Source organism: Jeotgalicoccus coquinae, assembly GCF_014207425.1.
GTDB lineage: Bacteria > Bacillota > Bacilli > Staphylococcales > Salinicoccaceae > Jeotgalicoccus > Jeotgalicoccus coquinae.
The window spans coordinates 102,009-116,050 of the sequence record NZ_JACHFF010000001.1 but is presented as its reverse complement, the minus strand read 5'-3'; the positions used below and the strand labels follow the sequence as shown (position 1 = coordinate 116,050).

At 37.7% G+C, this 14,042-nt stretch carries 15 protein-coding genes and 2 pseudogenes; 3 read left to right on the top strand and 14 right to left on the bottom strand.

The genetic code is table 11. The features are described from left to right. Positions 1-166: 166 nt before the first annotated feature. The 4 genes from HNR41_RS00615 to HNR41_RS00600 all read right to left on the bottom strand — a co-directional run bounded on the left by HNR41_RS00615 (position 167) and on the right by HNR41_RS00600 (position 3,953). Positions 167-940, bottom strand: a complete 774-nt coding sequence (locus HNR41_RS00615; protein WP_026859515.1) for an SDR family NAD(P)-dependent oxidoreductase — start codon at positions 938-940, stop codon at positions 167-169. Positions 941-1,014: 74 nt separating this feature from the next. Beyond that, on the bottom strand, positions 1,015-1,560 hold the full coding sequence (locus HNR41_RS00610) for a hypothetical protein (RefSeq protein ID WP_092596213.1): 546 nt from the start codon (positions 1,558-1,560) through the stop codon (positions 1,015-1,017). A 110-nt stretch (positions 1,561-1,670) separates the two neighbouring features. Next, positions 1,671-2,885 carry a MalY/PatB family protein gene (locus HNR41_RS00605; protein WP_221432829.1) on the bottom strand — a complete coding sequence of 405 codons (1,215 nt, stop codon included), beginning with the start codon at positions 2,883-2,885 and terminating at the stop codon, positions 1,671-1,673. Positions 2,886-3,056: 171 nt separating this feature from the next. Next, positions 3,057-3,953 carry a LysR family transcriptional regulator gene (locus HNR41_RS00600; RefSeq protein WP_184280724.1) on the bottom strand — a complete coding sequence of 299 codons (897 nt, stop codon included), beginning with the start codon at positions 3,951-3,953 and terminating at the stop codon, positions 3,057-3,059. Positions 3,954-4,052: 99 nt separating this feature from the next. Here HNR41_RS00600 and HNR41_RS00595 point away from each other — a divergent pair, with 99 nt between their 5' ends. After that, on the top strand, positions 4,053-5,078 hold the full coding sequence (locus HNR41_RS00595) for a YeiH family protein (RefSeq protein WP_092596216.1): 1,026 nt from the start codon (positions 4,053-4,055) through the stop codon (positions 5,076-5,078). Positions 5,079-5,114: 36 nt separating this feature from the next. On the opposite strand, the pseudogene HNR41_RS00590 reads toward HNR41_RS00595, so the two are convergent. Beyond that, positions 5,115-5,234 (bottom strand): annotated as a pseudogene (locus HNR41_RS00590) (IS3 family transposase); the annotation flags it as partial. Between the two features lie 2 nt (positions 5,235-5,236). Continuing rightward, complete coding sequence (locus HNR41_RS00585) at positions 5,237-5,707, bottom strand: GMC oxidoreductase (protein ID WP_184280722.1); 471 nt, start codon at positions 5,705-5,707, stop codon at positions 5,237-5,239. A gap of 265 nt (positions 5,708-5,972) precedes the next feature. Between HNR41_RS00585 and HNR41_RS00580 the strand changes: the two genes are divergently transcribed. Then, a complete protein-coding gene (locus HNR41_RS00580) occupies positions 5,973-6,299 on the top strand; it encodes a four-helix bundle copper-binding protein (RefSeq protein WP_184280720.1) in 327 nt (108 codons plus the stop codon). A 110-nt stretch (positions 6,300-6,409) separates the two neighbouring features. Here the strand turns inward: HNR41_RS00580 and HNR41_RS00575 are convergent, their stop codons facing one another. The 3 genes from HNR41_RS00575 to HNR41_RS00565 form a co-directional block, all read right to left on the bottom strand. Next, positions 6,410-7,081 carry a response regulator transcription factor gene (locus HNR41_RS00575; RefSeq protein WP_184280718.1) on the bottom strand — a complete coding sequence of 224 codons (672 nt, stop codon included), beginning with the start codon at positions 7,079-7,081 and terminating at the stop codon, positions 6,410-6,412. Further along, a complete protein-coding gene (locus HNR41_RS00570; RefSeq protein WP_184280716.1) occupies positions 7,074-8,030 on the bottom strand; it encodes a sensor histidine kinase in 957 nt (318 codons plus the stop codon). The genes HNR41_RS00575 and HNR41_RS00570 overlap by 8 nt, the downstream gene beginning before the upstream one ends. A 57-nt stretch (positions 8,031-8,087) precedes the next feature. Beyond that, a protein-coding gene (locus tag HNR41_RS00565) for an IS3 family transposase (protein WP_184280714.1) occupies positions 8,088-9,232 on the bottom strand; the annotation gives its coding sequence in 2 pieces (ribosomal slippage) (positions 8,088-8,986 and positions 8,986-9,232; 1,146 coding nt in all). Positions 9,233-9,330: 98 nt separating this feature from the next. Here HNR41_RS00565 and HNR41_RS00560 point away from each other — a divergent pair. Continuing rightward, positions 9,331-9,426 carry a type I toxin-antitoxin system Fst family toxin gene (locus HNR41_RS00560; protein ID WP_156897181.1) on the top strand — a complete coding sequence of 32 codons (96 nt, stop codon included), beginning with the start codon at positions 9,331-9,333 and terminating at the stop codon, positions 9,424-9,426. A gap of 179 nt (positions 9,427-9,605) precedes the next feature. Here HNR41_RS00560 and HNR41_RS00555 read toward each other — a convergent pair. The 5 genes and pseudogenes from HNR41_RS00555 to HNR41_RS00535 all read right to left on the bottom strand — a co-directional run bounded on the left by HNR41_RS00555 (position 9,606) and on the right by HNR41_RS00535 (position 13,950). Beyond that, positions 9,606-10,107 (bottom strand): annotated as a pseudogene (locus tag HNR41_RS00555) (recombinase family protein). 324 nt (positions 10,108-10,431) lie between these two features. Next, on the bottom strand, positions 10,432-11,817 hold the full coding sequence (gene hydA / locus HNR41_RS00550; RefSeq protein WP_184280712.1) for a dihydropyrimidinase: 1,386 nt from the start codon (positions 11,815-11,817) through the stop codon (positions 10,432-10,434). Positions 11,818-11,820: 3 nt separating this feature from the next. Then, a complete protein-coding gene (locus HNR41_RS00545) occupies positions 11,821-12,138 on the bottom strand; it encodes a hypothetical protein (protein ID WP_184280710.1) in 318 nt (105 codons plus the stop codon). A gap of 71 nt (positions 12,139-12,209) precedes the next feature. Further along, positions 12,210-12,503: a hypothetical protein gene (locus HNR41_RS00540; RefSeq protein ID WP_229714939.1), complete on the bottom strand. Its 294-nt coding sequence runs from the start codon at positions 12,501-12,503 to the stop codon at positions 12,210-12,212. A gap of 88 nt (positions 12,504-12,591) precedes the next feature. After that, positions 12,592-13,950: a hemolysin family protein gene (locus HNR41_RS00535; RefSeq protein WP_184280706.1), complete on the bottom strand. Its 1,359-nt coding sequence runs from the start codon at positions 13,948-13,950 to the stop codon at positions 12,592-12,594. Positions 13,951-14,042 lie beyond the last annotated feature (92 nt).

Here is a 14,042-nt window from a genome sequence, read left to right as displayed (position 1 = left end):
CTAAAAAATAATATTGCAAAAAACCTTCCAAAGAAAATACCTATGGAAGGTTTTTAGCATCTTGTACATATTCAAAAATTAATGAGTCTCATTTTAAAGTCATAGATATAGAAAAAAACTGGGCGGTATTGTAAAGTTTATGACCAGAATACTGATCTTAACTCTGTTACTGCTGAAGCTTTCCAGCCGTATACCCTCCGTCAATCGGCACTGTAACTCCGTTGATTTGTCTGGCTAAGTCTGAACAGAGAAACATAACGACATTACCCTGGTCCTCAGGTGTTGACATTTCACCGGCTGGAAGAGATTCCAGCACACCGTTATATTGTTCGGGATTATCTTCTGCCCATCTTTCGATAGCCGGTGTAATTGTTGCTCCCGGTGCAATAGCATTTATACGAATATTCTGTTTCCCGTATTCCAGCGCAACAGATTTAGTTAATCCTACAACTCCGTGTTTTGAGGCGGTATATGGCGACATATTTGGAGATCCTTCTAATCCCGCTCCTGAAGCTGTGTTAACAATAGCTCCTCCACCCGTTTTAAGCATGGCGTTAATTTGATGTTTCACACAATAGAAAATACCATATAAGTTTATTTTAATTGTTTTATCCCAATCATTAGAATCCAGCTCGCCTATTTTAACCTGGCCTGCGTTAATACCGGCATTATTATGAGCAAAATCTAATTTGCCAAAAGCAGAAACGGTCTCATCTACTAATGCTTTAACCTGATCTTCATCGCTGACATCACATTTGAAAAACTGTGCTTCGCCCCCGCCTTCTTTAATTAACTTGACTGTTTCTCTGCCGCCCTCTTCACTGACATCGGAGACCATTACTTTAGCACCTGCTTTTGCCAAAGCAACAGCACTTGCTCGACCGATTCCTGAGCCTCCCGCTGTTACCAAACCGGCTTTATCTTTTAGTAATTCTGTCATCAAATACATTCCTTTCAAAAAATTATTTTATTACCAGACATTTCTTTTTGATTTTTATTACTCATTTTGAGTTACTAATTATTTTCAAATACCATTCTTTCATCTCTTGTATGGCTTTCAAATTTAGCAATAATATTATCATCATTATCTTTAAATTCTATAAGAGGAAGAGTACCATGTTCTTTATTGTAAAGAACTCCGGAGGTCATTTCTCTAATAGATTTACCCATACCTTCTAATTTTGAATTATATCCTTTTTCATTAATATCATCAAATTTGTCACTTACGTAAACTGTAAGTTCCATATACTCGTCATTCTGAGTCTCGATTGATTCTATAAAACCATCACGAGTCATTTCATCGTATTTTTCTTCTAAAATGGTGATCTGATTATCGGAAGGATTATTCTCTGAATTCGTCTCTTCTTGTGAATTTTCTACAGGAGATTCATTTTCTTTTTCATCTAATTTCTCTTTTTCCACAGTGTCTTCACCGACCTGCTGGTTTTCTTCTGATGAATTATCATTTTCCGCAGTTTGTTCTGCGGTTTCATCTGCCCCGCCGCAAGCTGTTAAAAATAAAATTGATGATAAGGTGCCTGTTAGAAACAATCTTTTCATAATATAAATCTCTCCCATAAGTATTAAAGTGCACTATAAAATATACCAAAAATCGGATATATCGGCAACAACTGAGAGGATTATAATTGATTAATAATAATTACAGAAGTTTATGCGCTTCCTTTATCTCGCTCGTTATATAAATAGTCAAAAGTTTTTTTAATACGGATGAGCCCATCTTCTATTCGTGCACGACTTGAAGCCACGTTAAATCTGAAGTGTTTATTCTCGTAGTCCAAGTATAATTTGCCCGGTGATACTGCAATTCCTCCTACTTCAACCAATGCTTTGTGGACCAGTTCGGCATCGAACCCCGATTTTTCAAAGCTTATCCACCCGAGATATGTTGCTCTTGGAATATCAAGAGATAAATATTGAGATAGATTGTCATCAATGTATTTCTGGACATATTCAAAATTGTTCAAGATATGATTATTTAATTGATCCACCCACTCGTTACACTCAGTGTAAGCAGCTTCAATAGCTGCGAGAGCGAGGCTGGAAGCATTGCCAACGTTGTATACTTCTTTCGTTACCTCTGTAAGAGTTTTAGTGAGTGTTCTGTCTTTCGTAACGAAATAAGAATGAGGGATACTTGCTAGATTAAACGTTTTGCCAAGGCAACTTGCAACCAAAACCTGATCGCCTTCTTCAGATAAAGCTGCCAATGATACAAAATCCTCTTTCGGTCTGACGAAATCCATATGTATTTCATCGCTGATTAAGTATATATTATTTGCTGCGCAGATGTCTTTGATAGTTTGCAATTCTTCTCTTGTCCAGACTTTGCCGGTTGGATTATGTGGATTGCAGTGGATGTACATGCTTACATCATCACGTTCACATAATGAAGTGAAATGATTTACATCCAAAAAGTATTCCTTTAAATCCTTATCATATATTAAAGGAGACTCGACGATTTTCCGGTTATTGCTTTCAATTAAGCTGGGAAATTTATTGTATGAAGGAGTCGTTAATATAATACCGTCTCTCTCTTTTGTCACTTGTCTCAGCGCTTCCCCCGCAGTAAACAGAACTGTCGGTGAGTAGTGGATGTCAGTGTCACTCAGTACTGTATTATAGCGAGATTGCCACCAATGTTTAATGGGTTCATAGAACTGTTCGTTTTGCCATATTGTATAACCGAAAATACCATTATCAAGACGTTCTTTGATTGCCTCCCTGATTGTTTCAGGTGTTTCTATATCCATATCGGCAATCCAGAAAGGTTCCAGGCCCCCTACTCCGAATAAAGCCTCAGTCCCTTCATATTGAACGCTATGCGTGCCTTCTCTTGTTGTTTCCTTATTAAAGTCGAATTGCATAATTCCTGCCCCTTTTCAATCTAAATATTCAGTTTTTTATTATCTTATCATTAAACTTCAAATAAATATATCATGGAGAAAGAATGTGATTTCTGACATATCCATCTTGAAACTAAATGTCTGTCTTGTTTTTGTGGCTGACACAGCTGTTCTTTCAGAGTTCGACAGAATTTAAATATAAAAAGTATCATACAAATTCTTCTGTTCCAATAACTCTGTAAAGCCTTCTAGAACCTTAGATTGATAATGACTGTTTTTCAAATAAGAAAAAGTTCTTTTTAAAGATATATCCGCTGGGTTTACTGTAATCAAATCTCCGTACTTCAGTTCTTTTTGAATGGCCCATCGGGACAATAGACTGAGACCGAGCCCTGCTTCAGCTGCTGCTTTTATAGATTGGGTACTGCTGAATGTTAAAAAACTCTGTGGAACTATTTTAAATTCCTCAAACAATTTTTCACTCGCTTCCCGTGTTCCTGATCCGTTTTCTCTCATCAGCCATGTATACTTTCCGAGTTCTTTCACTGAAATACTATCTTCCCGTTTTAAAGGAAATCCAGGCGATGCGACAATCACCATGGAATCTTCCAAAAATTCTTTCTGAACCAGAAATTTTTTCGGTGTATAACCTTCTATGATACCAATATCCAGCTGGCTGTTGTTAACTAAATGGGCAATTTCTTCTGTATTTCCAATGGTTACAGCGGGCTGACTGTAGGGATACAGGCTAAGCAGTTCAGCAATTAAATTTGGAAGCAGATATTCTCCAAAAGTATAACTGGCTCCGATGTTAATAGGTCCACTTGCATTATTCGTCAAATCATCGACAAGGTATTCCATTTTGTTATAGAGCGCGGCAATTTCTTTACCGTAATGATATACAATTTCACCTGCTTTATTTAATTTTACAAATTTGTTATTACGATCAAGCAGCTTTGTTCCTATTCTTTCCTCCAGTGCTTGTATATGCTGACTGACAGCAGGTTGGGACATGTAATATTTTTCTGCTGTTCGTGAAAAACTTTTATTTTCGGCAACGCTTAAAAATATTTTTAATTGGGAATCCATGTTAAGTGCCTCCTTCTATAACCATATGCTTATAGTATATATCACTATAATTTATTTTACTTATCCATGTGGAGATTTTAAACTTATAACTATCAGGAGATGATACTTATATCTATAGAAAAGAAACAAAAACTAAACTCCCTTTTATGGTGGTCAGCGGGCGTCGCCTTTACATTTTTAATTGCTTTTTGGGGTTATCTTTTTTCATTATTACCGGGTTTGAATAATGTCGGACAGCTGGCATGTGCAATAATTATTGCTGTGATTTACCGGCATTTTTTTGGATACCCGATGATTTTGAAAAATGGTATAGTATTTTCTTCTCAAAAACTTTTGCGTCTTGCGATAATATTATATGGTCTTAAATTAAATATTGACGTTATTTTACAAGATGGACTGGGACTGCTACTGAGAGACGGGATAATTATTGCTTCCGTGATTCTATTAACAGTCTGGGCTGCCAAAATCTTTAAAGCAGACAGTACAATATCTTTATTATTGGGTGTTGGGACAGGTGTGTGCGGAGCAGCTGCAATTGCAGCGATAGCTCCAATTGTAAAATCTAAAGATGAAGACACAGCAATCAGTGTAGGTATTATTGCACTGGTGGGTACTGTGTTTGCTGTCGGTTATACTTTGATTGAACCTGTGCTGCCTTTGTCTTCCGAAAGTTACGGTATCTGGGCGGGATCTACGCTTCATGAACTGGCACATGTCGCCATTGCGGCGGAACCCGCTGGTGAAGATGCATTGGCAATTTCTCTGCTGGCAAAACTGGGCAGGGTTTTCTTACTGGTTCCACTGGCGTTTATATTTATATTGATAATGAACCGTAAAGAAAAAGGGAAACAGACGGAACGTAATAAAGTACAATTTCCATGGTTTCTCGTTGGATTTCTCTTAATGAGCATTATTGGGAGTTACGTCATCGACAATACTGTACAGGTGACAGATAATATAATGGAAGATGTTTCCACTCTCACGACATGGCTTTTAACTGCCGCTATGGTTGGGTTGGGTCTGAATGTTAATTTAAGTGATTTACGCAGTAAAGCATTTAAACCTCTTATTATTATGATTATCGTCTCTCTAATCTTATCTGTACTGACATACTTTTCTGTTTAGATTTAGCTATGATCATTAGAATAAGATAATGGTATGTCAACAGAATATTAGACACTTTTTATAGAAGTTTTCTTTATACTCCTTTGGTGTGAGATAATCCAATGCACCATGCGGTCTGATTGTGTTATACCAGTTTACATAGTCGAATAGTCCCATTTTTAACTGTTTGATTTTTCTAGAACTTTATTATCTTTCATGTATTTCTTCATGCCTTCAGCTGCTCTGTAAGTGAGTGCGCCAAGTGTACCTGTAGGATTTGATTTTGAATGTAACGGGAACGAAGATGCACCGACTACAAACAAATTTTCCATATCCCACATTTGTGAATAAGTATTTACTGCTGAAGTTTCCGAGTCGTCACCTATTATTACTCCGCCGCCTGTATGGTCGGACAGAGAGTCTTTTCCAAACTCTACTGAATCATCTATTTCAGGAACATTAATATAATCTGCACCCATTTCTTCTAAAATTTCTTTACATTGCTGATGTGCATATTTTACAATATTTCTATCTATATCACTGAATTTGTAAGTTACATGCAGTAATGGGTCTCCGAAAACATCTGTATAGTTCGGATCTAAATACATATAATTTCCTTGTTGCGGCAGTACGCCGTTTTGCTGCTGCATATCGATTCTTCTGTTTGTATAAAATAACAACTTATCTTTAAATTCCTGACCCCATGGTGATAACTCCAATGCTCTAATTTAATAACTAAAAATAACAATATTTCTTGATTCTTCTAGGCAAATTAAATTATTAACTCAGTTGTAGAAGCTCCGCATTATTAAAATTCTGTGCAGTTTCGATGGAGTTTTACAATATCGGTTTATATGCGAAACAGATGGGAATTCACTCAATGTAAGTGATTCAATTCTATAGGAGGGATTTACAATGGCACATGAACAACACCAACAACTGATTCAGACGTTACATGAATGTATGGAAGCCTGTAACCATTGCTACGATGCCTGTTTGAAGAAAGAAGACGTAAATATGATGGCAAAGTGCATCAGACTGGATCACGAATGTGCAGATATCTGTGCATTTCTAGAACAAGCATTAATGAGAGGCACTCCATTTTCTTCTGATTTAGCAGCAGTATGCGCCAAAATTTGCGAAGCTTGCGGAAATGAATGTCAGAAACACGACCATGAACACTGTCAGAGATGTGCAGAAGCGTGCTTCAAATGTGCAGAAGCATGTAAGGAAATTGCTTAGAATAAAACTTGTGTAGAAGAAGTGCCATGTCAGATAATAATTCTGGCATGGCACTTCTTATTAATCGAACAAAAGCAAGCAGTCTAACGTTTTAATATTGAAAATGTGTTTTAATTTTTAATCCATTTGTAACCAACGCCCCACACCGTGTGAAAGTAATCATCGATAGGAAAGCCGACTTCCCGAATTTTTTCCCGCATATTTCTAACATGGGAATCCACAGTACGTCCTTCCGTTTCAGAATGCATGCCCCACACTAAATCAATCAATTGATTTCTAGAAAATACCCTTCCTGGATTTTTCATGAGTAATCCAATGAGTGCAAATTCTTTTGGTGTTAATTTTACAAGCTGTTTTTTATAGGATAGTTCAAATTGATCTTCGTCCCATAACAGTCTTTCGACTTCAATCCGGTTGACAGGTCTTGTTCTTCTTAGTAATGCATCCATTCTTGCAACCAATTCTTCTTCATTAAAAGGTTTTGTGATATAGTCATCTGCACCCAGCTTGAGTCCTTTTACAATATCTTCTTTCTGCTCACGTGCAGTCACCATGATAATAGGTACATCTGAGTATTGCCGTATTTCTCTGCATACTTCCCATCCATTCATTTCAGGCATCATGATATCCAGTAGAATAAGATCAAACTTCTCTTCTTTAACAAACTTAAGCCCTGCTTTTGCACCTACTGCTTTTCGACAAAAATAAGGGTAAGGTTTCAAGTATAATGTCAACAGTTCGAGCATTCTCTCTTCATCATCGATTAACAGCACTTTATTCATTTACATTCTCCTTCTTTAAAGATATGACGAAAACAGTCCCCTTGCCGAGTGTACTTTCTACTCCAATCTCGCCACCATGCAACTCCACAATTTCTTTAGCGATTGTCAGCCCGAGACCAGACCCTCCGCTTACCCGGGATCTAGACTTTTCAGAACGATACAGTCGATCGAATATAAAGGGTATATCTTCTTCTGGGATTCCTTCTCCTGTATCTGAAATAGTTGTTAAAATTTCATTTTTATTTTGAATAACTTCCATTGTGATATGACCTTTCTCGGGAGTATACTTTATTGCATTATCTAATATATTCAATATAACTTGTTGAATTCTTTCGGGATCTGCCATAACAACCAAGTTGTCCGGACAATGAAAGAAAAGCTCTATCTTTTTTTCATTGAGCGCTGGACGGATTCGTGCTAAAACCGTCTCAATGAAAGCGCTAAATACTACCCTCTCTTTTGTGATGGCAAATTCATTATGATCGATTTTAGCTAATTCAAACAGATTTTTTATCAGGTCTGCTAAATGCTCTGTTTCTTCCTGAATGATTTTAATGTATCTATTCCTGTCCGTCGTGGATATTTCTTTTCTGCTAATAATATCCGTATACCCTTTCATATAGGTTAAAGGTGTTCGTAGCTCATGCGATATACTCCCTAAAAATTCATTTCTCTCGTTTTTTAAACGTTCCAGATCTTGCGACAGCAAAGTAATCGAAGTCGCCAAATCTCCAAGCTCATCTTTTCGATGTGTATACAATTCCACGTTATGATTGCCTCTACTTAATTGTTCTGTCGCTTTTTTCATCCTCAATACCGGTTGGGTAATAACTCTGGAAAGAATAAACACCGTTATAACAGTCAGAAGTAAAGTCAATAGACCCACAAGCCAAAACTTATGGCTGAGATGATCAATAATCCGTTCGATGCTATCACTTTCAGCAAACATAAAAACATGCCCGCTATGAGTTTCGTTAAAAGTTAGGGGGCTGTCTGTAGCGGTGTGTCAACAGAATATTAGACAGTTTTTATAGAAGTTTTCTTTATACTCCTTTGGCGTGAGATAATTCAATGCACCATGGGGTCTAATATTGTTATACCAGTTTACGTAGTCGAATAGTTCGATGTTTAATTGTTTTAATGATATAAAAGTATATTGGTTAATAAATTCAGTTTTCATCGCTTTGAACGTGGTTTCAGCCACAGCGTTGTCATAAGGACAGCCTTTCATACTAAGTGATCTTTCAATATCAAAGCCATCTAAAACTTCATCAATCAGCTGGTTATCGAACTCCTTTCCTCTGTCTGTGTGAAACATCTGCACATCTCTTAAATCATGCTTAATGGTGCTGATTGATGACAAGACCAGCTCATCACTCTTTCTTGAACCTGCACTGTAACCAACAATTTCTCGATTAAAGAGATCAATAAATACACATATGTAATGCCATTTCCCTGCTACTTTTACATATGTTAAATCACTGACAATGACTTCCATTGGTTGTGCTCTGTTAAAATCTCGGTCTAGACCATTCGTGATCAGACGCTCGTTCGACTTCGACGGATAGGGCCTATAGCTTGCGATAGTATAGGTTGACACCAGATTATTCTGTTTCATGACCCGACCGATGCGTCTTCTCGAGACTGTCAAACCTAGTTTATGTAACGCATTTTTTATTCTTCGGGTACCAAAACATTTTCGGTTTGAATTAAATACCTGAATAATCGTTTCATTGATATCGTTATCGCGCTCACACTGCTTGTTGGTTCTTTGTTTATTAATTTCAAAATAATAGGTACTTCTAGAGATTTGCAGGACTTTGCACATTGCTGACACTGAATATTTGTGTGCATTCTTACGAATGACTTCTATTTTCGTCCCATGATCAGCGCTGCTTGCTTTAGAATCTCGTTTTCCATTTTTAACTGTTGAATGTCTTTGCGAAGTCTTCTGAGTTCGCGCTCTTCTTCAGATAAATTGTCAATATGATTAAATGAACCTGTGTTCTGATGATTTTTAACCCATTTATCTAAAGCTGAAGCCGTGAGATCATACTCCCGTACAATTTCAGATTTTGATTTACCATTTTCAAATAATCGGACCATCTGTAGTTTAAATTCAGGGGTAAATGTTCTTCTCGTTCTTGACATAAAAAAACGCCTACTTTCATTGATTTAACAATAACCTCCCTCATAGGAGTTGTCCAATCAAGTGTAGACGATTCATTAGCATGGAAGGAGGTGACATCATGTGGCTAACTTTATTTGATTTAATAATTGCACCAATTATTGTCGGTGTAATTATAGCTCTATTTAATTATTGGTTAGATAGAGATAAAAAATAGCTAGATGACTTCCAATACACCATTAAAAATCCCCAATCTACGGACATAGATTGGGGATTCGGTGTTTCATCATGTGGAAACTTTATTTGTTAAGTAAATTATAGCATTCCGAATACTCACTTGTAAATAAAAAAAGTCTATACCTGTCAAAACAATTCAGTATATTTATTGCCCTTATGTCACTCACTTTTTCTCTCATTAATCACTTTATAAATGGTTAATCTATACACACCTACCATCTTTGCGATTTCTTCATCTGAATAGTTGTACTATTTATATAGCGACATTATCATCCCTTTCTTTTGATCCGTTATGCCAGGTCGCCCACATAATCATCCTCTGTCACGTGCTGGCTCTAGACCTTTCTTTGTCGCTCACTTAATAAGTTTGTTTATAGTTCTGCAAATTCACTCATCATAGTAAAGTACATTTCCCCCATCGCATCTTTAGTTGTAATATTCACATCTATAATTTGAAAATCAATCTTTTCATTTTCAAGGTGTTGAGATAGCTCAATCAATTGTTTCGTCGTGCGACCTAATCATCTAGCTCAGTAATCACAAGTGTGTCACCATCACGCATGTAATCTAAAAACTTATCTAACTCTGTCCGTCTATACTTTCTTCCACTGAATTTCTCTGAGAATATGCGATTACACCCATATTCTTTTAATACATCGATTTTTAAGAACGATCAATATTTTGCATATAAATTTATGAACGTTTTCATTTATAAAAAGAAAATTAATCTTCTGGTTAAACAATTTATAGATGTGCTTCTTTCTATTAAATTTTGTTTTTTAGGGTAGACCCTTATCACACAGATAGTGTTTGCTGATAATCCTCATTATTTGATGTATGATTAGGGTGTTAAATAAGCATTAGATAAAACGGATGGTTTCATGATAGTTGCGTATTCTCGTGTTTCTATATTGTATTAGATTCTTAAAAGACAGTTTTCCATAAAAAAATAATGTCCCCTTGAGGGACATTATTTTTTTATAATTTATCTAAACGCAGTACCAAATGCTGTCCCTTTAATAAACGCACCCTGGCCTTTTTCTCCAACGTATTTACCGTCTTTAACCACTTGCGTTCCTCTTAAGAACACCGCATCACATTCACCAATCTGGTCAAATCCTTCATACACTGTATAGTCCAGTGCATTCAAGCTATCTTCTGCCGTAACTTTCTTCTCGACAGCCGGATTATAAATCACAACATCCGCATCATATCCCGGCGCGATGTATCCTTTTCTGTGATCGAGGCCGTTGTTTTTAGCCGGCATCGTCGAATAGTAATCCACCAACTCTGATTTCGTAATTCTCCCTGCTTCCACCCCGTACGTCCATAACATCGGCAGGCGGTTTTCAAGTCCCGGTGTCCCGTTCGGAATCAGTCTGAAGTCATCCAGTCCCATCTTCTTCTGGTCAAACGTAAATCCGCAGTGGTCAGAGCTTACAGCATTAATCGAACCGTCTTTTAACGATTTCCATAAATACTCCTGGTCACCCACATCTCTTAATGCAGGTGAACATACATATTTAGAGCCTTCGAAGTCTTCTTTGGCAAGATATTCTTTATCGAAAAGTAAATACTGCGTACATGTTTCACCATATACCGGCAGTCCTTCTTCTTTCGCTTTCTTAATTGCATTTACTGCACCTTCAGTCGTTACATGAACGATATAAATCGGTGCTTCTGCAAATCGCGCTAAGTTAATCGCACGTTCCGTTGCTTCCGTTTCAACAATCGGCGGACGTGTTAATGCGTGATAATACGGATCCGTCTCGCCATTCGCAATTGCTTTTTTCTGCATAAGTTCAATCAGATCCGCATTCTCTGCATGAACCATGACAGTTACACCCGCCTCTTTAGCTTCCAGTAATGCATTCGTTATCGCTTCATCATCCGAATGGAAGAACTGCCCTTTATACGCCATAAACAACTTCACCGTCGGATAACCTGCTGCAGGCAGGTTTTTAATATCCTTAAACGTTTCCGGTGTCGGGTCAGTAATTACCGGGTGGAAACTGTAGTCCACCATTGAGATACCCTCAACCCACTCTTTACGGTACCCTTCGACAGTTTCAACAAGGCCTTTGCCCTGTTCCTGGTTTACGAACTCAATGACCGTAGTTGTGCCCCCAAGTGCCGCTGCATTCGTCGTTTCAAAACCTTTCGTCCGCTCTCCCATAAACTCAAACGAAAAGTGCGCATGCTGGTCCACACCACCCGGTAAAATGTACATACCTTCTGCATCGATTACTTTGTCCGCTTCCACTCTTAAGTTTCTGCCGACCGCTTCTATTTTAGTCCCCTCGATTAAAATATCGCCTTTATATTCATTATCTGTCGTTACGATAATTCCATTTTTAATTAATGTATTCATGTATTATATCCCCTTTTCAACTTCCTCTTCTTCCTTCTTATCTTCAATCAGCCAGCGGCGGTTCTCTTTGGCATCAAGTGCTTTTTGTTCCCGCAATTCACGTTCTTTTTTAACCTTTTCAAGTTCAAGTGCCATCACTTTATTTTCCAGCAGATAATTATCCTGTTTAACCTGTTCAAGCTTACGCTGCTCAATCATCTTTTTGATTTCAAGTTTCTCGTCGCTCTGGTTATATCCCCGGCGCATTGCATATAACGGAATACTCACGACGCCACCGACCAGTACAAGTGATGTAAAAAAGATAAATTCAAATACGCCCATGTCATTCCCCCCGATTTTTCTTAGTTACAGTTTAACATACGATGCTCTTGCTGATTAAAAAAGACAAAGCCTTATTCAGCTCTGTCTTTCTCTTCTTCACTCTCTTCAATCAGCCAGCGTCGTTCTTCTTTATTCTCCAATGCTTGTTGTTTCTTCGCATTTTCTTTTTTGATTTTATCCAGTTCAATACGCATCGATTCATTTTCAAGCAGGTAGTTCTCCTGTTTAATTTCTTCCAGTCTTCTCTGTTCGTATAATTTCTTTGTTTCTATCTTGTCGTCACTCTGATTATACCCTCTGTAAATAGCATACAGCGGTATTCCCAAACTAAGCAGCACAGCGATTAATCCAATAAAATTTTCCACCGGCACACTCCCCTTGTATTTAATTTTATTTTACCATAATCAGAAACAAAAAAATCGGGACATCTCTGTCCCGATTGCTAATTAAATATTATTTTTCGTCTTCTGATTCAGCGTCTTCTTCAAGTTCTGTTTCATCAGATACTTTGTTGTATTCTTTTAGATATGCAACCTGTTTAATCGAGTGGTTTTCAACTTCCAGCACCTGCCAGCGGTCAAATTCCGTATCGATATATTCGCCTTCTTCGATGTCAGTATTAATGCTCTGCATCCATCCGCCGATCGTATCGATATCTTCGCTTTCATTAAAGGCAATTTTAAAGTCGTCTTCCAGATCATCAAGCAGCACTCTTCCGCTGATGTGGTAAATATTCTCGTCGACTTTAACCATATCCAGTTCTTCATTTTCATCGAACTCGTCACGGATTTCCCCGACGATTTCTTCAAGTATATCTTCCATTGTAATCATCCCGGCAGTTCCGCCGTATTCATCAATGATTAACGCGATATGCACACTTTCTCTCTGCATCTTAACTAACGCGTCACTGATGCGTGATGATTCTGTAATCACCGGAAGTTCATGTATATAATCGCCTGCAGCGACATGTTCATCCGATACGTGATTTGTTAAATATTCTCTGACGTTAATGAAGCCGATAATGTTATCTTTGTCTCCATTGCTTTCAGTCACAGGATATCTTGTATAGTTGTACTCTTTAATTGTTTCAATAACCTGTTCAACCGTTACCGGTTCTTCCAGTGTAATCATTTGTGTACGCGGCACCATAACGTCTTTCGCCGTACGTTCATCAAATGAGAATATATTCTGCATGTAAGCAAGTTCTGTCTGGTTAATTTCACCGCTCTGGTAACTTTCAGTCATAATCACTTTAAGCTCTTCTTCCGAGTGTGCCTGTTCTGTCGGCATTTCTTTAATACCGACTAAACGTACAAGTCCTCTTGCTGCACCGTTCATTGTCCAGATAAATGGTTTTAAAACGACACCGAAGAAATATAACGGACCGCTTAATGCCATTGACATTTTTTCTGCATACTGAATCGCAACTGTCTTAGGTGCAAGTTCACCAACAACTACGTGAATGAACGTTACAATAATAAATGCTGCTGCCACTGTTGCAACAGTTGACATTGATTCAGGAATACCGATCAGGTTAAACAGCGGGTGTAAGATTACTTCGAACGTAGATTCCCCGATCCAACCTAAGCCCAGCGCTGTAACTGTAATACCCAGCTGACAGGCAGATAAATAATAGTCCAGGTTGTTAATCATTTTCTCTACACGTATTGCTTTCTTATCTCCCTGTTCAACCAATGCGTGAATTCTCGACATGCGCGCTTTAACAAATGCAAATTCTGAACCTACAAACAGCATTGTAAGTACAATTAATAATATAAATAGTAATAAATTAGTTATAGTGGATATATCCAATCTTTCCCCCTCCTACGGGGTTCACCTCCGATAATTTGTGACCGCCTGGGTCGTTTGTTCATGAAATAGATTTTTATTTATATTATTTAACA